At 52.0% G+C, this 19,438-nt stretch carries 16 protein-coding genes, 1 tRNA gene and 1 pseudogene; all 18 read left to right on the top strand.

The annotated features are described in order from the left end of the window. Positions 1 to 333, top strand: a pseudogene (locus KQI64_RS02315) (hypothetical protein); the annotation flags it as partial. Between the two features lie 26 nt (positions 334 to 359). Beyond that, positions 360 to 452: transfer RNA gene (locus KQI64_RS02310), tRNA-Ser, on the top strand. A 61-nt stretch (positions 453 to 513) separates the two neighbouring features. Beyond that, entirely contained in the window at positions 514 to 1,305 is a 792-nt protein-coding gene (locus tag KQI64_RS02305; RefSeq protein WP_216523161.1) for a cohesin domain-containing protein, read from the top strand. A gap of 92 nt (positions 1,306 to 1,397) precedes the next feature. After that, positions 1,398 to 2,165 carry a basic amino acid ABC transporter substrate-binding protein gene (locus tag KQI64_RS02300; RefSeq protein WP_216523160.1) on the top strand — a complete coding sequence of 256 codons (768 nt, stop codon included), beginning with the start codon at positions 1,398 to 1,400 and terminating at the stop codon, positions 2,163 to 2,165. 65 nt (positions 2,166 to 2,230) lie between these two features. After that, complete coding sequence (locus KQI64_RS02295; protein ID WP_216523159.1) at positions 2,231 to 2,959, top strand: amino acid ABC transporter permease; 729 nt, start codon at positions 2,231 to 2,233, stop codon at positions 2,957 to 2,959. Beyond that, positions 2,949 to 3,689, top strand: a complete 741-nt coding sequence (locus KQI64_RS02290) for an amino acid ABC transporter ATP-binding protein (protein WP_330622932.1) — start codon at positions 2,949 to 2,951, stop codon at positions 3,687 to 3,689. The genes KQI64_RS02295 and KQI64_RS02290 overlap by 11 nt, the downstream gene beginning before the upstream one ends. Positions 3,690 to 3,855: 166 nt before the next feature. After that, positions 3,856 to 4,569: a UMP kinase gene (gene pyrH / locus KQI64_RS02285; protein WP_216523158.1), complete on the top strand. Its 714-nt coding sequence runs from the start codon at positions 3,856 to 3,858 to the stop codon at positions 4,567 to 4,569. A 42-nt stretch (positions 4,570 to 4,611) separates the two neighbouring features. Then, positions 4,612 to 5,166: a ribosome recycling factor gene (gene frr, locus KQI64_RS02280; RefSeq protein ID WP_216523157.1), complete on the top strand. Its 555-nt coding sequence runs from the start codon at positions 4,612 to 4,614 to the stop codon at positions 5,164 to 5,166. A gap of 1 nt (position 5,167) precedes the next feature. Then, on the top strand, positions 5,168 to 5,911 hold the full coding sequence (locus KQI64_RS02275; protein WP_216523156.1) for an isoprenyl transferase: 744 nt from the start codon (positions 5,168 to 5,170) through the stop codon (positions 5,909 to 5,911). 28 nt (positions 5,912 to 5,939) lie between these two features. Further along, positions 5,940 to 6,770 carry a phosphatidate cytidylyltransferase gene (locus KQI64_RS02270; RefSeq protein WP_216523155.1) on the top strand — a complete coding sequence of 277 codons (831 nt, stop codon included), beginning with the start codon at positions 5,940 to 5,942 and terminating at the stop codon, positions 6,768 to 6,770. A 4-nt stretch (positions 6,771 to 6,774) separates the two neighbouring features. Further along, entirely contained in the window at positions 6,775 to 7,920 is a 1,146-nt protein-coding gene (locus tag KQI64_RS02265) for a 1-deoxy-D-xylulose-5-phosphate reductoisomerase (protein ID WP_216523154.1), read from the top strand. Positions 7,921 to 7,978: 58 nt separating this feature from the next. Then, the gene (gene rseP / locus KQI64_RS02260; protein ID WP_216523153.1) at positions 7,979 to 9,391 is read left to right on the top strand and encodes an RIP metalloprotease RseP; all 1,413 of its coding nucleotides are present in this window, start codon (positions 7,979 to 7,981) and stop codon (positions 9,389 to 9,391) included. 8 nt (positions 9,392 to 9,399) lie between these two features. After that, positions 9,400 to 10,443, top strand: a complete 1,044-nt coding sequence (ispG, locus tag KQI64_RS02255) for a flavodoxin-dependent (E)-4-hydroxy-3-methylbut-2-enyl-diphosphate synthase (protein ID WP_216523152.1) — start codon at positions 9,400 to 9,402, stop codon at positions 10,441 to 10,443. A gap of 42 nt (positions 10,444 to 10,485) precedes the next feature. Then, a complete protein-coding gene (locus KQI64_RS02250; protein ID WP_330622931.1) occupies positions 10,486 to 14,814 on the top strand; it encodes a PolC-type DNA polymerase III in 4,329 nt (1,442 codons plus the stop codon). Between the two features lie 13 nt (positions 14,815 to 14,827). Next, entirely contained in the window at positions 14,828 to 16,192 is a 1,365-nt protein-coding gene (locus KQI64_RS02245) for an AI-2E family transporter (protein ID WP_216523150.1), read from the top strand. 147 nt (positions 16,193 to 16,339) lie between these two features. Beyond that, the gene (hisZ, locus tag KQI64_RS02240) at positions 16,340 to 17,521 is read left to right on the top strand and encodes an ATP phosphoribosyltransferase regulatory subunit (protein ID WP_216523149.1); all 1,182 of its coding nucleotides are present in this window, start codon (positions 16,340 to 16,342) and stop codon (positions 17,519 to 17,521) included. Beyond that, positions 17,518 to 18,147 carry an ATP phosphoribosyltransferase gene (hisG, locus tag KQI64_RS02235; protein ID WP_216523148.1) on the top strand — a complete coding sequence of 210 codons (630 nt, stop codon included), beginning with the start codon at positions 17,518 to 17,520 and terminating at the stop codon, positions 18,145 to 18,147. The genes hisZ and hisG overlap by 4 nt, the downstream gene beginning before the upstream one ends. Beyond that, positions 18,144 to 19,436 (top strand): histidinol dehydrogenase, encoded by a 1,293-nt coding sequence (hisD, locus tag KQI64_RS02230; RefSeq protein WP_216523147.1) that lies wholly within the window; start codon positions 18,144 to 18,146, stop codon positions 19,434 to 19,436. The genes hisG and hisD overlap by 4 nt, the downstream gene beginning before the upstream one ends. Positions 19,437 to 19,438 lie beyond the last annotated feature (2 nt).

Raw genomic sequence — 19,438 nt, 5'->3', positions numbered from 1 at the left:
TACGCGGGGGAGAGAAGCGAAGGAGTGAAGCTGCAGCTCCTTCATGTGCTCAAAGGAACCGACCTGCTTGCCGATTACAGGCAGGGCATGTTTGAAACCCTCACTCTTGAGCAATACCTCGATATTCTCTGTGACGCGATCGAAGTCCTGCCCGAAAAAACCGTTATTCACCGTCTGACGGGCGACGGCGACAAGAAGCTGCTGATATCGCCCATGTGGAGCGCGGACAAGAAGCGGGTATTGAATGAAATGAACCGTGAATTTAAGCGCCGCGATGTTGTTCAGGGAAGAAAATATAAAAATTTCGGAAAACCCCTTGATTTTTCAAGATGAATTTGGTATAATAACCAACGGTGTTTGGAGAGATGTCCGAGCTGGCCGAAGGAGCATGATTGGAAATCATGTGTACGGTAATCACCGTACCAGGGGTTCGAATCCCCTTCTCTCCGCCAAGGTTGCCCCCGTAGCTAAATGCTTCGGGGGCTTGTTTTTTTTATTATTATGGTTGTGATTATGAAGCGTATTTCTGTATTTTTGACTGTAATTTCACTCTTGCTCTGTATGTTAACGTCGTCGGCAGCTTCGTCTGTATCGTTTTCCACATCCGACTGCGAAACAGCGAAAAACAGGATTTTCACCGTTGAAGTCATGGCATATTCCGACGAGCCTTTGGGCGCTGCTTTGTTTGAATTCAATTACGACTCCTCGGCGTTTGAATATCGTGACGCTTCCGCGGAGAAGCCTGCGTTTGTGGAAGCAAACAGCGAGGACGGCAGAGTCAGACTCAGTTATCTGAATTCCGACGGAGCCGATTGCCGCGGCGGCGCGGTGATTTTTACATTGTCGTTCAAGTCAAAGAAGGCGGGAAGCTATACCTTCGGATGCACGGTCTCGCAATGCGCTGACTGCAACGCGGACTTCATGCCGGTGGTAGATGTAAAATCGGGATTGATCACGGTAACGGACAGCAGCACTTCAGCGCAGAGCAAATCCTCTAAATTCTCGGATTCCTCAAAGTCATCTTCATCGAACAGCGGAAAATCAAAATCATCTTCAGGCGGCAGGAGCAGCTCGGGTTCATCAGTCAGTTCAGAGGATACCACGGAAAATAAAATAAAGGATTACGGCGCGTTTGATGATTTTTCCGGCAGCGGCAGCTCAAAGATCAACCTTGCCGCGATAGTCGTTTTATGCGCGGTAAGCATGGCTGTATCAGCCGCCGCAGTTCTCGCGGCGCTCAAAATCCGCGCGGTTATAAAGAAGAAAAAAGCCTCTGAGGAAGAAAAGGAAACGAATAAATCGTGATATTTGTTGAATAAATTTTCATAATCGCTTGATTTTTGTAAAACTTTCTGTTATATTAATATTATTGTTGAAAAAAAGGAGAGAACAATTCAATGAAAAAGATTTTATCCGCAGTATTGGCAGTTGCAATGCTTTGCACCTGTGTTCTTATGTTCACGGCGTGCGGCGGCAACAATTCATCAGCCGCTTCCTCCGATACGGAGACCAAGGAGCTTCACATGGCTACAAACGCCGCGTTTGAGCCCTATGAGTACAAGGAAGGCGGCGAGGTCGTAGGTATCGACGCAGACATCGCGGGCGCTATCTGCAAAAAGCTCGGCTACAAGCTCGTTATCGACGACATGGATTTCGACGCTATCATCACCGCAGTTACCTCCGGCAAGGCTGATTTCGGCATGGCAGGTATGACCATCACCGACGAGAGAAAGCAGTCCGTTGACTTCACCGATCCCTACACAAACGCCGTACAGGTTATCATCGTTAACGAGAAGGACAGCCCCGTAGCAAGCGCAGACGACCTCAAGGGCAAGTCCATCGGCGTACAGATGGGTACAACAGGCGATATCTATGTTACCGACATCGAGGACGCAAAGGTTGAGCGCTTTAACAAGGGCGCTGACGCTGTTCTCGCACTCACTCAGGGCAAGGTAGACGCTGTTGTTATCGACAACCAGCCCGCAAAGGCTTTCGTAGCTCAGAACCCCGGCACAAAGATTCTTGACGATCCCTTTGAGAACGAGGAGTACGCTATCTGCCTCAAGAAGGGCAGCGAGCTCACCGAGCAGTTCAACAAGGCTCTCAAGGAGCTCAAGGATGACGGCACAATCGACACCATCATCAAGAAGTACATCAGCGAGTAAAATTTTTGAATCGCGACGGGCAGGTACTTGTGCCTGCCCGTTTGATTTGAGTAAGGGTATATTATATGGATTTTTTTGAAAGTATCGCCCAGAGCTTTATCAAGACATTTATTACCGACGACCGGTGGCTGCAGCTGCTGAGCGGTCTGGGCGTAACGGTTCTGATTACGCTTGTCGCGGCGGCAATAGGTATTGTTCTCGGCTTTCTTATCGCTATGGTGCGTTCCACGTACGATATGCAGCTTCAGGGCAGAAAATGTACCAAGCCCTCGGATTATATTCTGAAGGTGCTTAATTTCATCTGCAATTTCTACATCACGATCATCAGAGGAACACCTGTTGTTATCCAGCTGATGATTATGTATTTTATCGTTTTTGCAAGCTCGCGCGACGGAATTATAGCGGCGTTTATATCCTTCGGCATGAACTCCGCGGCTTACGTTGCCGAAATCGTCCGTTCGGGCATTATGTCGATCGACAAGGGACAGTTCGAGGCGAGCCGTTCGATCGGCTTTGACTACAAGAACACAATGATATACATCATCATTCCGCAGGCGTTCAAGAACATTCTTCCCGCTCTGGGCAACGAGTTTATCGTTCTTGTCAAGGAGACCTCTGTTGCGGGCTACGTAGCGCTTCAGGATCTGACATATGTCGGCAACATGATCCGTTCGCGTACCTACGAGGCGTTTTTCCCGCTTATCACGGTAGCGCTGATCTATCTTATCATCGTTCTGATTCTTTCATTCCTGCTGAAGAAACTCGAAAGGAGGCTGCGCAACAGTGACCACTGATAACGTACTGATCAAGGTTGACAATCTCTGCAAGTCCTTCGGCGACACCGCTGTCCTCAAGGGAATAAATGCCGAGATCGACAAGGGCGACGTAATGGTTGTAATAGGCGCGTCGGGCTCGGGCAAATCCACCTTCCTGCGCTGTCTTAACCTCCTCGAGGAACCCACATCGGGTTCGATCTACTTCGAAGGCGTCGATATCACCGACGCTTCCGTAAATATCAATATCCACCGCCAGAAGATGGGAATGGTTTTCCAGCAGTTCAATTTGTTTCCGCATATGACCGTTCTGCGCAACCTGACCCTCGGTCCGATAAAGCTCCTCAAGCAGACCAAGGAGGAAGCCGAGGCAAACGCTATGAAGCTCCTCGAGCGCGTGGGACTTGCCGACAGAGCGGACGCGTATCCTTCGCAGCTCTCGGGCGGACAGAAGCAGCGTATTGCTATAGTCCGCGCTTTGGCGATGAACCCGGACGTAATGCTCTTTGACGAGCCGACCTCGGCTCTCGACCCCGAAATGGTCGGCGAGGTTCTCGAGGTTATGAAGCAGCTCGCCAAGGAGGGCATGACAATGGTTGTCGTAACTCACGAAATGGGCTTTGCAAGAGAAGTGGGAACCGATATCGTTTTTGTTGACGAGGGAGTAATCGTGGAACAGGGCTCGCCGTCGGAGTTCTTTGAGAACCCCAAGTCACCGAGACTCAAGGACTTCCTTTCGAAGGTTCTTTAATTCTATAATAAAAATATAAGCGCTGACGCTGTCTGATTTTATCGGACAGCGTCTTTTTTTGTCATTGAAACTTTGGTGAAAAGACAAAATATTTAGTGTTTTTGCTTTACATCATTGCCAAGATATAGTATAATGTAACTAAATATAATTGACGAGGTGTTATGATATGAAACCTAAATATAAGCGTATTTTATTGAAGCTCTCGGGCGAATCTCTCGCGGGCGAGGACAAGCACGGCATAAATTTTGACACGGTGCTCCGCATCTGCGAACCGATCAAGAAGTGCAACGAGAAGGGCGTTCAGATCGGCATCGTTGTCGGCGGCGGCAACTTCTGGAGAGGCAGAAGCTCCGGCGAGATGGACAGACCCCGCGCCGATCATATGGGAATGCTCGCCACGGCTATCAACGCTCTCGGCGTTTGCGACGCTCTTGAGCAGCTCGGCGTGCCCGTAAGAGTTCAGACCGCTATTTCCATGCCGCAGGTCGCCGAGCCCTATATCAGAAACAAGGCTATCCGCCACATGGAAAAGGGCAGAGTAGTTATTTTCGGCTGCGGTACCGGCAACCCCTATTTCAGCACCGACTCCGCCGCTTCCCTGAGAGCTGCCGAAATCGAGGCTGATATCATCTTCAAGGCGACAATGGTTGACGGCGTTTACGATTCCGACCCCAAAACCAACCCCGAAGCCAAGAAGTTTGACAACATTTCCCACCAGGAAGTTCTCAGCAAGGGTCTCAACGTAATGGACAGCACAGCTGCCGCTATGTGCAGGGACAACAACATTCCGATTCTCGTATTCAGCATTGACGACCCCGATAATATTTATAAGGCTGTATGCGGCGAAAATGTCGGCACCGTCGTTTCAAACGAAGAATGATTAAGTAATTATTTTCATTTTATTATTTAGGAGGAGATTAACATGAAAGAACAGCTCAAAAAAGCAGAGGAGCGCATGAACAGACGTCTCGACCACCTCTGCACCGAATATGCCGAGATCCGCGCCGGCAGAGCGAACCCCGCTGTGCTTGACAAGGTCAAGGTCGATTACTACGGAGCGCCTACTCCCGTAAACCAGCTTGCCGCTGTCTCCGTGACCGAGGCGAGAACCCTCACCATTCAGCCGTGGGACGCGTCTATCCTCAGACAGATCGAGAAGGCTATCCAGAAATCCGATATCGGCATCAATCCCATGAACGACGGCAAGCTTATCCGCCTTCAGTTCCCGCCCCTCACCGAGGACAGACGTAAGGAGATCGTAAAGGACGTTCAGAAGCTCGCCGAGGAGTCGAAGGTTCAGATCCGCAACGTTCGCCGCGATACCATCGAAAAGCTCAAGGCAATGAAGAAGTCGGGAGAGCTGACCGAGGACGACCTCAAGCTCGCCGAAAAAAAGACCCAGGAGTTGACAGACAAATTCACAAAGAAGGTTGACAGCGTTTCTGCCGACAAACAGAAAGAGGTTTTGGAGCTGTAATATGGCATTCTTCGGACGAAATAAAACCGATGAACCAGCAGCCCCGCTCATTCTGCCGAAGCACGTCGGAATCATAATGGACGGCAACGGACGTTGGGCGAAGAAACGCGGTCTGCCGCGTAAGGCAGGACATACGGAAGGTGCTCGCACCTTCCGTAAAATCACGCGTTACTGCTCTGAAATCGGAATAAAATACCTTACGGTATACGCTTTTTCCACCGAAAACTGGAAGCGCCCCGAGGACGAGGTAGGCGCGCTTATGAAGCTGTTCAAATCCTATCTCGAGGAGGCTATCTCTGATTTTAAGGACGACGACATCGTAGTCCGCTTTATCGGAGACAAAAGCGGCTTTTCGCCGGAGCTTCGGACTCTTATGGACGAGAACGAGGAGTGCTCGCGCGAGCGCGACGGCATGGTTCTCAATATCGCGATGAACTACGGCTCGCGCGACGAGATTGTCCGCGCAGTTAAGAGTATCGCTTCTGACGTAAAGAGCGGCGCTCTGAGCGAGTCGGATATTTCCGAGCAGCTCATTTCCGACAGACTGTACACCTCCGGACAGCCCGACCCGGATTTGATAATACGTCCGAGCGGCGAGTACCGGATTTCAAACTTTTTGCTATGGCAGTCGGCGTATACGGAGTTTGTGATCATGAACAAGCTCTGGCCCGATTTCCAGAAGTCCGATTTGGACGAAGCGCTGCGCATTTATTCCCGGCGCAACAGGCGTTACGGCGGCATTTGAGCTGCCGCGCCTTGAGAGGAGCAAATTAATGAAATCATTGAAACCGAGACTATTGACCGCGGCAATCGGAATACCCGCAGTGGTACTGTTGATTTTTCTGTCCGAGCTGTGGCGACCTACCTTAAATCTGGTTGTGAGCGGTGTTACATCCGTGATGATTGGGGAATACTTATACGGTAAGGGAATGCTGAAAAACTATCCGATATCTGTCAGCTGCATTCTTGCGGCGTTTCTTCTGACGCTGCTGTGCGCTACTGCATATGTGTATATCGTGCTTGTCGTGTTTATGCTTGCGGCGTTTATGGTGCTGATCATCTGTCATAAGACGATCGGCTATCCCGACTTCTGTTACGCCGTGTTCGGCACTCTGCTGATATCCTTCGGCATGAGCGCCGTGATTCTTGTATGCAGCAACGGTATCAGCGTTACCTTCGGCTATTTCGTGGTGCTTATGATTCCGTGGATGGCTGACGCCGGCGGATTTTTCATCGGCGCAAGCATGGGAAAGCACAAGCTATGTCCCGAAATCAGCCCCAAAAAGACCGTTGAGGGAGCGATCGGCGGCGTGCTTTTCTGCATGATCTCCGCTGTGGCGCTCGGACTTATTTTCCGGCTCTGGATATTCTCTGCGGTTTCAGTCAATTTCATTTCTCTGGTGATTATCGGAGCGCTTGACGCTGTGTTCTCCATAGTCGGAGACCTCAGCTTTTCACTCATAAAACGAAGTCTCGGCATAAAGGACTACGGCACGATTTTCCCGGGTCACGGCGGCTTTCTCGACCGCTGCGACAGCATAATTTTTACAGCGCCGATCGTCCTTCTCATCAGTCAGTATATGCCGATATTAAGCTTAGGGTAAAATTATGAAACGTAACCTATCAATTCTCGGCTCAACAGGCTCAATCGGCACCCAGACGCTCGATGTAGCCGAAAAGCTCGGACTCTCTGTCCGCGCCTTGACGGCAAACAGCAGCATTGACCTGCTTGAGCAGCAAATCAGAAAATTCAAGCCTGAGCTCGCCGTCGTATTCAATGAGGATAAGGCGGCTGTGCTGAGGGATAATATAAAGGACACATCAACAAAGGTCCTCGCGGGCATGGACGGACTTATCGCGGCGGCAACCCTCAAAAGCGCTGATCTGGTGCTGAATTCGGTTGTCGGCATGGTCGGTCTGCAGCCCACGATCGCCGCGGCTGAGGCTAAAAAGGACATCGCCCTTGCAAACAAAGAAACTCTTGTGGCGGGCGGCGACCTTGTCACAGACGCTGTCAGAAAAAACGGAGTAAAGCTTTTGCCTGTTGACAGCGAGCATTCCGCGATTTTCCAGTGCTTACAGGGCAATCCGCCCAACAAGGCGCTCAAGAAGCTGATCCTCACCGCGTCCGGCGGGCCGTTTTTCGGCAGAACCACAGAGGAGCTGCGCGGCGTAACGGTCGAGCAGGCTCTTGCTCATCCCAACTGGAGCATGGGCGCGAAGATAACCATCGACTCCGCCTCGATGATGAACAAGGGTCTTGAGATAATTGAGGCGGCGCGTCTGTTCGATGTATCCGGCGACGATATCGACGTTGTCGTTCACCGCGAGAGCATTATCCATTCTCTTATCGAGTACACCGACAATTCCGTTATCGCACAGCTCGGAGTACCCGATATGCGCATTCCGATCCAGTACGCGATAACCTATCCCGAGAGGTACGAGTCGCCGGTTGAGGAGCTGAATCTCGCTCAGATCGGAAAGCTTACCTTCTTTGAGCCGGACTACGAAACCTTTCAGTGTCTGCGCGCCTGCAAAAAGGCTCTCGCGATGGGCGGAGTTGCCACGGCTATCGCCAACGGAGCGAACGAGGAAGCGAACATGCTGTTTCGAAACGGAAAAATCAGCTTCCTTGAGATCGGCGAGCTCGTTACGGGAGCGGTCGACAGCATACAAAACACCACGCCTATGTGCGTAGAAGATATTCTCACTGCCGACAGACTAGCGCGGCAGTACGTTACCGACAGGGTATAACAGGGTAAACAGGGCAAGATTCGTTGCGGAATCTGATATTGGAGTTGACATTTATTAAATGCAGTTTTTAATCACATTGGCGTTGATAGTAATCGGCGTACTGCTCTTTGAATTCATTATTTTTGCGCACGAGTTCGGACATTTTATCACCGCAAAAAAATCGGGCGTACAGGTAAACGAGTTCGCGCTCGGCATGGGACCGAAGCTCTTCGGCTTCAAAAAAGGCGAGACACAGTATTCACTCAGACTTTTTCCGATAGGCGGTTATTGCGCCATGGAGGGCGAGGACGAGGAGAGCGATAACCCGCGGGCGTTTACAAACGCGAAAATCTGGAAGCGGATGATTATCATCGTCGCCGGAGCGTTCATGAACTTCGTCGTAGGCTTTTTGCTTATGTTCATAGTTCTCGTACAGCAGCCGGTATTTGAGAGTACGGTGATAAGCGGCTTTTCGCCAAACGCGTTCACGGCGAGCAGCGGCATGCAGGTCGGCGACAAAATCACGGGCGTAAACGGATATCCTATCTGGAATACAAAGGATCTGCAGTTTGCTATCCAGACCATGCAGTGCACAAGCGTCGACCCCGATTCGCTCGAGGTTTACAGGGAGGATTGCGCTAATCTTCCTGTTCAGACATTTGTCGAGCTTGTAAACAACGATGAAAAGTATTACGGCGCGAAGCTGACGGACGAGGAGTACAAGGAGCTTTATCAGATACTCAGCGAAAACTCCGTTCCGATTCAGACCGCGGCGACAAAGGAAGAGGCGTACAGCGCCGCCAAGGCTTCGATCGACGCTCTTTACGCGTATAAAGACCTTGCAAAAATCGAAAAATACACCTATCCCGAAATCGAAAAGCGCGACGAGCGATTCCGCTACACCGCAGATCTGGACGTCGAGCGCGGCGGAAAAAGCGTCAGGCTTGAGGACGTTCAGTTCTTCACAGAGTATAAATCCGAGGAAGCGGCAAAGGAAAAGAATACAAATGAAACCATAGTCCGCTACGACTTTTACGTCGAGCCGATCGAAAAGAACGTCGGCACCGTTCTCGGACAGACCGTCAGTCAGACCGCGAGTCTTGCAAAGACCGTATGGCAGTCGCTTGTGATGCTCGTACAGGGAAGGTTCAGCTTCACCGATCTGTCGGGACCCGTCGGAATCACAAAGGCGGTGTCAATGGTCGCCTCCGAGGGATTGAAGATCAACTTCATGAGCGCGGTCAACAACATCATATTCATCATGGCGCTTATCACCGTCAATCTGGGAGTCGTCAATCTGCTGCCGTTTCCCGCACTTGACGGAGGACGCTTTGTTATGCTCGTGATAGAAGCGATTATCCGCAGACCTATTCCGCGCAAATTTGAGTATATCATCAACGGCGCAGGACTTGCGCTGCTGTTGATATTCATCGCGGTCATCTCGGTCAAGGACGTCTGGCAGCTGGTTACGGGAACATTCCCCGGCATGTAGGAGGAAATATGAGCAGTAAAATTCAGGTACAGGCAGGAAATCTCAAAATCGGAGGAGGAGCTCCGGTGAGCGTGCAGTCCATGCTCAACGTACCTTCCACAGACATAGAGGGCTCTGTCCGTCAGGCAGTCGCTTTGGAGGAAGCGGGCTGTCAGGTGATAAGAGCCGCAATTCCCGACATGGACGCAGTGCGCCTTATTCCCGCTCTCAAAAAAGCGGTCAAGGCTCCCATTGTCGCGGACATACATTTCAATTACAAACTGGCTCTCGAGGCATGCGCCGCGGGAGCTGATAAAATCCGCATCAACCCCGGCAACATCGGCTCCGACGACAGGGTAAAGGCTGTAGCCGACGCCTGCCGTCAGCGCGGGATACCAATCAGGATCGGCGTCAACTCCGGCTCTCTCGAAAAGGAGATCCTCGCAAAATACGGACATCCCACGCCGCAGGCTCTCTGCGACAGCGCGCTTTATCACGCCTCGCTGCTGGAAAAATTTGACTTTACCGACATCGTGCTTTCAATGAAAAGCTCGACTGTCTCAACTATGATACAGGCTTATGAACTCGCAGCCGAGCAGTGTGATTATCCGCTGCACCTAGGAGTTACCGAGGCGGGTACCGAGCGAATGGGCATAATCAAATCCGCCGCCGGTTTAGGCGCTCTGCTTACACGCGGCATCGGCGACACTATCCGCGTATCCCTTACCGCCGACCCTGTCAGGGAGGTTTACGCCGCCTTTGATATTCTCAAGGCTCTTGATATGCGTGAAGAGGGCGTTCAGTTCGTTTCATGTCCCACCTGCGGAAGAACGCGCATCGACCTTGTCAAAATCGCGAACGAGGTCGAGGAACGTCTGCGCGGCTGCAAAAAGAATATCAAGGTCGCCGTTATGGGCTGCGTTGTAAACGGTCCCGGCGAAGCCAAGGAAGCCGATATCGGCATAGCCGGCGGCGAGGGCTGCGGCCTTGTTTTCAAAAAGGGCGAGATTCTGTACAAGGTTGACGAGGATAAGCTCGTCGATGCCCTGATTGATGAAATCGAAAAAATGTAAAGGAAGTATATGAAAACATTAGGAAGTATATTTGGCGCTTCTGTGGGTAATACCAAAATACCCGATCGTATATCCGGCGGAGTGGTCGCGCGGGTCAATATCAACAGCGAGGTGCGAATCATCAAGCTGTGGGTGCATTTCAATGCGCTGGTTTCCTTTGACGACCTTACCCGTACCGAAAAGCTTTATTCCAAGGAGCTTGATTCCAGTGTAGTGATAATGCCGCACTTCGGCAGAGAGTTGTTCACGGTAAAGTATTTTCCCGAGCTTTACAAGGAAGCCCGCCGTGTGCATCCCAGCATAAACGGCACCCTGAACAATGCCGACGTAACGCTTCAGGGCAAGGATCTGCTGATTACCCTTCACAACGGCGGCAAGACGATTCTTGACGCGAAGAATTTTGATAAAACTCTGCAAAAGCTGATCTCCGAGCAGTTTGACATGACCGTAAATATCAAATACGACGGTGTTCTCGAGATGACGGAGGATAACGACGTCTACCGTCAGCAGATGCAGAGCGCTCAAAAACAGGTTCAGCGTCAGCAGCTTGAGCAGTCGGCTCAGGATTACGAAGCCGGCGCAGAGATATCGGAGAATGTAAGGGCAAAGCAACAGGACGCCCTGACGACCGAAACCGAGATCCGCGAGGGCAAATTCGCGACTCCTCAGCTTGTTGAGACCTCGATCCGTCCGCTGTACGGCAGAAGCGTCCGCGGCAAGATGATCCCGATCAGCGAAATAGCTATGGATTCCGGTAAGGTCACGATCTGGGGCGACGTGTTCGAGCTTGAAAAGCGCGTCACAAAATCGGGCGACAAGAATATTTTTACTATAAATATCACAGATTACACCGGCTCGACCACCGTCAAGGTGTTCAATACGATCCGCGAATCCGCGGCGGTCGACGCAATACGCAAGGGCGACACTATCGCCGTTATGGGCGACGTAGAGTACGATAAATACGCGGGCGAGCTTGTTGTGAACGCCCGTGCGATCGGCACTGCCGAGAAGGTCAAGGTAGTCGACAAGGCTGAAAATAAGCGCGTCGAGCTTCATCTGCATACGAATATGTCCCAGATGGACGCTCTCACACCCGCGAGCGAGCTTGTGAAACGCGCCGCCGCGTGGGGTCACAAGGCGATCGCGATCACCGACCACGGAGTCGCGCAGGCGTTTCCGGACGCGATGAACGCCGCCGAAAAAATCAACAAGGACGGCGAAAAGATCAAGGTTCTCTACGGAACCGAGGCGTATTTTGTCGACGACCTCGTCGAATCCGTATCGGGAGAGCAGGACGAACCGCTGAACGGCACGTTCATCTGTTTTGATATCGAAACAACGGGACTCTCGCCGCTCAAGGACAAAATAACCGAGATCGGCGCGGTAAAGATCGTAAACGGCGAAGTAACCGACGTTTTCTCGACCTTTGCAAATCCCGAAATGCCGATTCCCGCGAAGATAGTTCAGCTCACGGGCATCAACGATTCAATGGTAAAGAACGCGCCGTCGCAGTCTGAGGCGGTTACGGCATTCCTTGAATTCGCGGGCGACAGCATACTTGTAGCGCACAACGCGCCGTTCGATACCTCGTTTATCCGCAAGGCGTGCGAGAATATGGGAGTTGAGTACAACTACACCTCCATTGACACCGTGGCGATTTCCAGAGCGATCCTGCCCGATATCAAGAACGTCAAGCTCGATACCGTCGCGAACTACCTCAGACTCGGCAAGTTCAACCACCACCGGGCGACTGACGACGCCGATATGCTGTCAAAGATATTTGTCAGCCTTTGTTCACGTCTTGAAGCGGATTACGATATCCGCTCAAGCGCCGAGATAAATACAAAAATCGCGGGCGGCGACTTCAAGAAGCTGCCCAGCTACCACCAGATAATTATCGCTAAAAATCAGGTCGGCCTGAAAAATCTCTACAAGCTGATTTCTCACAGCCACCTCCAAACCTTCTATAAAAAGCCGCGCATTCCCAAAAGCCTGCTCGTCAAGCACAGGGAAGGGCTGATTCTCGGTTCCGCGTGCTGTGAGGGACAGCTCTACAAGAGCATTCTCAAGGGCGCGCCGTGGGGCGAGCTTAAGCAGATCGCCTCTTTCTACGATTACCTCGAGATCCAGCCGGCGGGCAACAACTCCTTTATGCTCCGCGACGGAACCTTCAAGTCCGTCGACGAGCTTCACGAGATCGACAGGACAATTGTCCGTCTCGGCAAGGAGCTGGGAAAACCCGTATGCGCGACCTGCGACGTCCACTTCATGGATCCGCACGACGCGGATTTCCGCAAGATTCTTCAGGCGTCGCTGAAATTCAAGGACGCCGACAACCAGCCGCCGCTGTTTTTCAGAACCACAGCCGAAATGCTCAAGGAATTTGAGTGGCTGGGCAAGGACAAGGCGTACGAGGTCGTCGTCAAAAATCCCAACAAGATCGCCGATATGTGCGAGAGCATAAGACCGATACCGAAGGGCACCTTCCCTCCGAACATCGAGGGCGCCGAGGAGCAGCTTGTCAGCATCACATGGCAGCGCGCCAAGGAAAAATACGGCGACCCGCTTCCCGAGATCGTCAAGGCGCGCCTTGACAAGGAGCTCAATTCTATCACGACCTACGGCTTCTCGGTGCTTTACATGACAGCCCAGAAGCTTGTTGCCGACAGCGAGGCTCACGGATATCTCGTAGGCTCGCGTGGTTCGGTAGGCTCCTCGTTCGTCGCAACCATGTCAGGCATCTCCGAGGTTAATCCGCTCTGTCCGCACTATGTCTGCAAAAAGTGCAAGCACAGCGAGTTCATCACCGACGGCAGCTACGGCTCCGGCTTTGATATGCCTCACAAGAACTGCCCGAACTGCGGCACCCTGATGGATCAGGACGGTCACGAGATCCCGTTTGAGACCTTCCTCGGCTTCAAGGGCGACAAGGTTCCCGATATCGACCTCAATTTCAGCGGCGAGTACCAGTCAAAATCCCACCGCTACACCGAGGAGCTGTTCGGCAAGGACAACGTATTCAAGGCGGGTACGATATCTACCGTCGCCGAGAAAACCGCGATAGGCTTTGTCAGAAAATACCAGGAGGAACGCGGTATTTCAATGCACAAGGCGGAGCTTATGAGGCTCGCCAAGGGCTGCACGGGCGTCAAGCGAACAACGGGTCAGCACCCCGGCGGCATGGTAGTTGTTCCGAGGACGAACGACGTCTACGACTTCTGTCCCGTTCAGCACCCCGCGAACGACATGACCTCTGATAACATAACAACCCACTTCGATTTCCATTCGATTCACGATACGATCACCAAGCTCGACGAGCTCGGACACGATGTTCCGACTATTTACCACTACCTCGAGCTGTTCACGGGCATTCCGGTAATGGAGGTATCCATGAGCGACGAGAAGGTAATGTCGCTGTTTACCTCAACCGAGGCTCTCGGCGTAAAGCCCGAGGACATCGATTCCGAGATAGGCACCTTCAGTATTCCCGAATGCGGCACAAGCTTTGTTCAGGGAATGCTGATCGAAGCAAAGCCCAAGACCTTCACCGACCTTCTGCAGATATCGGGTCTTTCGCACGGCACCGACGTCTGGCTGGGCAACGCGCAGGATCTGATCCACGACGGCACCTGTACGATTTCAGACGTTATCGGTACCCGTGACTCGATCATGACCTACCTCATGCACAAGGGTCTTGACGAGAGCATGTCCTTCAAGATAATGGAGATCGTCCGTAAGGGCAACGCCACGAAGCTGCTCACCGACGAGCATTTCAAGGCTATGCGGGAGCATAACGTCCCCGAATGGTACATACAGTCTTGTATGAAAATCAAGTACATGTTCCCCAAGGCGCACGCCGCCGCCTACATGATCGCGGCACTGCGTCTCGGCTGGTACAAGGTTCACAAACCGCTTGAGTATTACGCCGCGTACTTCACCGTGCGCAGCGATAACCTTGACGGCGCCGTCGTAATGCAGGGACACTCTGCCGTCAAGGAAAAAATGAGTCTGATAAAGCGTAAGATCGGTATGCACGAGGCTTCCGACAAGGAAGAGAAGGAGTATGCCACCTATCAGATCGTCAACGAGATGTTTGCCCGCGGCATAGAGGTTCTTCCTGTTGATATCTACCATTCAGACGCAAAGATGTATTTAATTGAGGACGGCAAAATACGTCTGCCGTTTTCATCTCTGCCCGGCGTAGGAGAGGCGGCGGCTGTATCGCTCGCCGAAGCCGGAAAGCAGGGCGAATATCTCTCTATCGAGGATATGCAGGTGAAAACAAAGGTCACCAAGGCTGTCATCGAAACGCTTCGGGAGTCGGGAATATTAAACGACCTGCCCGAAAGCTCACAAATGTCTCTTTTCTAAGGAGTGATAACCATTGAAAAAGCTGTTGACACTCAAGAACGTGCTGATTGCCATAGCCTTTACGGTCTTTCTTCTGCTCGTAAAGGATAACATGGACGTGGTTTGGGGTATACTGGGAAAAATACTTTCTGTTCTTTCGCCGTTCTTCCTCGGCTTTATGATTGCCTATATTCTGAACTTCCCGTACAAGTTTTTTTACTCCAAGGCGTTCGGCAAGATGGGCTCAAAGCACAAGTTCTGGCTGAATCTCAAAAAGCCTCTATCGGTAATCTGCACCTATATCATCTTTTTTGCGGTTATCGCCGCCTTGATCGGCATAGTAGTTCCGCAGATCGCGGCAAACCTGAGTACCCTGTATGAAAACATGCCGAAGTATATGCAGACCGGGTACGACTATATCGACCAGATTTTCAAATTCCTCAACACTCACCTGCATACCAATTTCAGCCTGGACGCTACGGTCACCGAGCTGCAGGCAAGGCTTACAAAATTCGTAATGAGCCTTGACTTCACTACGACCGCGGACGCCACAAAGAACGTTCTCGGCGTTGTCGGAAACATTCTGACCAACACAGCCTCCGGACTTTACAACTTCCTTATGGCGATCATCATTTCGATCTATTTCCTCGCCTCAAAGGAACAGCTCTGCCGCCTTGTAAAGCGGCTGGCAGTCGCCTTCATTCCAATGAAGTTTTTGCCGCGCGTTTATGAGATCGTCGACGTGACCGATACAAAATGCGGCCGCTTTTTGGTCGGCGATATCCTCGACGCGGGTCTGATCGGCATTCTGACATATATAGTAATGTCGATATTCCACCTGCCTTACGCACCGATGATCGCGGTGCTTGTCGGAGTTACGAACATCATTCCGTTCTTCGGACCGTTCCTCGGCGGAATCCCGAGCGCGCTTATCCTTTTCCTTGTTGATCCGATGTACGCCTTCTGGTTTGTTGTGATCCTCATAGTGATTCAGCAGCTTGACGGCAACATCTTCAAGCCGAAGATCATCGGCAACCAGCTCGGAATCTCGAGCTTCTGGGTACTATTCAGCGTTATTGTCGGCGGCGCTCTGTTCGGTCTGCCGGGCTTTATTCTCGGAACTCCGATCTATGCCGCTATCTACACTCTTATCGGAAAGCGCGTACGCAACCGCATCGATGATAAGGGCAAGCTCGGACAGGAGGCGCTTGATTTCGACGTTCTCCATTACACCGCGATCGCGGCTGAGCAGAAAAAGCTTCGCGCCGAGAAGGAGCAGGAGCAGATGGATAAGCTGAAAAAGCGTCTGCACCTCGATAAATTCCTCAACCACGAACTGGACGACGATGACACGGAAGATGCAAGCGAGGACATGGACAGCAAAAAGACAGAGGAATAAAAAACTCCTCACAATTATTAATAATTCATGCAAAACAGCGAAACCGCACAATCAGAGTTTTGATTGTGCGGTATTGCCTTGACAGGGCACTTTTATTATGGTAATATATTAACGCATTATCACACTAAAGCGTTTTTGGAGATAGAAATGAAGAAATATTTAAAAATCACCCCCGAAGGAACGAAGGATTTTCTCTTTGCCGAGTGCTCGGCGATGGACGATATCTGCGGAAAAATCGAGCAGGTTTTTGTGACAAGGGGATTTAAGAAGGTAATCACCCCGGGCATTGAGTTCTACGACGTGTTTTCTGTACCGTGCAGCGGTATTTCGCAGGAGGATATGTTCAAGCTCACCGACAACAAGGGCAGACTTCTGGTTGCCCGTCCGGATTCGACCCTGCCGATAGCGCGCATGGTATCCTCCCGCCTCAAGAGCAGCCTGCTTCCCGTCAGACTCTACTACAAGCAGGCGGTTTACCGCAATCAGCCCACTCTCACGGGCAGACGCACTGAGCTTATGCAGATGGGCGTTGAGCTTCTCGGCGCACGGGGTCTGAGAGCGGATCTCGAGATACTCACCTCGGCGATCAGCGCGATTTCAGCAGTTGCGAAGGATTTCCGCATCGAGCTCGGTCACGCGGGCGTATTTGACGCTCTCGCCGACGGCATTGATATTGACGAGGATTACAAGGAAAAAATCCGCGTTTCGATCGAGAGCAAGAACTATTCCGCTCTCAACAACCTCCTCGACAAGCTTTCGCCCTGCAAGTCGGTAGCGGCGATCAGGAAGCTTCCGTCGCTCTTCGGAGGAGAAGAGGTGATCGAGCAGGCTGCTGAGATCTGCGAGGGAACCAACGCTCAGTCAGCCCTCGAGTATTTACATACATTATATACTAATCTTTCCGTCCTCGGGCTCGGCGACAAGGTCATCATCGACCTCGGACTTGTCCAGCGCAACGATTACTACACAGGCTTTGTATTCGCGGGCTATGTCAACGGAGTCGGCGACGCTGTAATCACCGGCGGACGCTATGATGAACTTCTCTCAGAGTTCGACGCTCCCATGGGAGCCGCGGGCTTTGCAATTGACACCGACGCTCTGACTATTCTCAGGCTCTCCGATGAAAACGTCAGCTATTCCGACAACCCTGACGTCCTTGTTTTCGCATGTGACGGAGCCGAGATGAAGGCTATCGAAACAGTCGCGAAGCTGAACGCCGGCGGCAAAAAAGCGAGGTTCAGCGTACTTCCGACTCTGGAGGAAACAAAGGCGTTTGCCGCCGCCAGAGGTATCGCGGAGGTCATCAGCGTAGGGGAGGATAAAGAATGAAACCGTTAAGAATCGCCCTGACAAAGGGCAGACTTGAAAAGACAACGGTCGAGCTGCTTGAAAAAATCGGCTACAACTGCGACGAGGTCAGAAACAAGGGCAGAAGGCTTATCCTGCCTGTAGGCGACAACGACTTTGAGGTCGTGCTCGCAAAGGCGGCTGACGTGATAACCTACGTTGAGCACGGCGTATGCGACCTCGGCGTAGTCGGAAAGGACACAATTCTCGAAAACGGAAGCTCCTTCTACGAGCTGCTTGATCTGAACTTCGGCAAGTGCCGCTTTGCTCTCGCAACAAAGAAGGACACGGATTTTTACGGCGGCTACAACACAAAGACTATCGCGACCAAATACCCGAACGTGACGCGCGCGTTCTTTGACGATAAAAATATGGATGTGCGGATAATAAAAATCGAAGGCTCTGTCGAGCTTGCTCCGCTTGTAGGACTTGCCGACGGCATAGTCGATATCGTTGAAACCGGCTCGACCCTGAAGGCAAACGGCTTGGAGGTCATTGACTGGGTGACTGATATTTCCGCCCGTCTGATTGCAAATACAGCCAGCCTCAAGCTGCGCAAAAAGGAAATTGAGGCATTACAGAAGAAACTGGAGGCAGTGACCCAATGATTACCACAGTAAAGGCTGACGGCGTACAGGAGTACGCTTTTATAGAAACCCTCAAAAAGAGAGCTCAGAATTCCGACAGGAATGTAATTCCCGTTGTGTCCGAGATTCTTGAGAACGTCCGCGAGAACGGAGATAAGGCGGTTCGCGAGTATACCGTGAAATTCGACGGCAAGGCTCCCGAGCACACCGAGATCCCGGCGGAAGAAATAGATAATATCGTAAAGCTCTGCGACCCCGAGCTGCTTGAAACCTTCAAAAAAGCGGCTGACAACATCGCCGACTTCCACCGCAGACAGGTTCAGCAGAGCTGGCTCACAACTAAGGCGAACGGCGTTATCATGGGTCAGCGTGTGCGCGGTCTGAAGCGTGTCGGAATCTACGTGCCGGGCGGCACCGCCGTGCTTCCGTCGTCCGTTCTGATGAACGCTATCCCCGCCAAGCTCGCGGGTGTTGAGGAGCTTATCATGGTTACTCCGCCCCAGAAGGACGGTACTCCCAATCCGAATATCGTCGCCGCCGCGAAGCTCGCAGGCGTTGACAGAATGTTCCTCATGGGCGGCGCTCAGGCAGTCGCGGCTCTTGCATACGGCACAGAGACCGTGCCGAAGGTCGATAAAATCGTAGGCCCCGGAAATATCTTTGTCGCCACTGCAAAGAAGCTCCTGTTCGGCACCGTAGATATTGACATGATCGCCGGTCCCAGCGAGATACTGATTATCGCGGACAAGACCGCAGACCCCAAATTCCTCGCCGCCGACCTCATGAGTCAGGCTGAGCACGACAGGCTCGCTTCCTCGATTCTTCTCACAGACAGCGAGGAGCTTGCCGAAAAGACCAAGGCGGAGCTCGCCGTTCAGATTGAGAAGCTCTCGAGAAAAGAAATCATCGAAAGCTCGCTCGAGAACTTCGGCGCAGTTATCGTTTGCAGCGACATGAAGCAGGCGATCGATTTCGCAAACGAGCTCGCTCCCGAGCACCTTGAGGTGTGCTGCGAGAATCCCATGGAGTACGTAGGCAAGCTCGATAACGCGGGCTCTGTATTCCTCGGCAATTACAGTCCCGAACCTCTCGGCGACTACTTCGCGGGACCCAACCACGTCCTTCCCACCAGCGGCACAGCTCGTTTCTTCTCGCCGCTGTCAGTTGACGCGTTTATCAAGAAATCGAGCTTCATTTACTACACCGAGGACGCACTCAGGGCAGACGCCGCGGACGTTATCCGCTTTGCCGAAGCGGAGAGTCTTACCGCGCACGCAAATTCGATCAAGGTGCGCTTTGACCTCGACTAAAG

The sequence above is a fragment of the Lachnoclostridium sp. MSJ-17 genome, assembly GCF_018918205.1.
Classification (GTDB): domain Bacteria; phylum Bacillota; class Clostridia; order Oscillospirales; family Acutalibacteraceae; genus Ruminococcoides.
This window is presented reverse-complemented; position numbering and strand designations above follow the sequence as displayed.

Coding starts and splice junctions, on each gene's coding strand:
- frr (WP_216523157.1), top strand. CDS start 4,612: ATGAAAGAACAGCTCAAAAAAGCAGAGGAGCGCATGAACAGACGTCTC.
- KQI64_RS02300 (WP_216523160.1), top strand. CDS start 1,398: ATGAAAAAGATTTTATCCGCAGTATTGGCAGTTGCAATGCTTTGCACC.
- KQI64_RS02295 (WP_216523159.1), top strand. CDS start 2,231: ATGGATTTTTTTGAAAGTATCGCCCAGAGCTTTATCAAGACATTTATT.
- KQI64_RS02270 (WP_216523155.1), top strand. CDS start 5,940: ATGAAATCATTGAAACCGAGACTATTGACCGCGGCAATCGGAATACCC.
- KQI64_RS02275 (WP_216523156.1), top strand. CDS start 5,168: ATGGCATTCTTCGGACGAAATAAAACCGATGAACCAGCAGCCCCGCTC.
- rseP (WP_216523153.1), top strand. CDS start 7,979: ATGCAGTTTTTAATCACATTGGCGTTGATAGTAATCGGCGTACTGCTC.
- ispG (WP_216523152.1), top strand. CDS start 9,400: ATGAGCAGTAAAATTCAGGTACAGGCAGGAAATCTCAAAATCGGAGGA.
- hisZ (WP_216523149.1), top strand. CDS start 16,340: ATGAAGAAATATTTAAAAATCACCCCCGAAGGAACGAAGGATTTTCTC.
- hisD (WP_216523147.1), top strand. CDS start 18,144: ATGATTACCACAGTAAAGGCTGACGGCGTACAGGAGTACGCTTTTATA.
- pyrH (WP_216523158.1), top strand. CDS start 3,856: ATGAAACCTAAATATAAGCGTATTTTATTGAAGCTCTCGGGCGAATCT.
- hisG (WP_216523148.1), top strand. CDS start 17,518: ATGAAACCGTTAAGAATCGCCCTGACAAAGGGCAGACTTGAAAAGACA.
- KQI64_RS02305 (WP_216523161.1), top strand. CDS start 514: ATGAAGCGTATTTCTGTATTTTTGACTGTAATTTCACTCTTGCTCTGT.
- KQI64_RS02265 (WP_216523154.1), top strand. CDS start 6,775: ATGAAACGTAACCTATCAATTCTCGGCTCAACAGGCTCAATCGGCACC.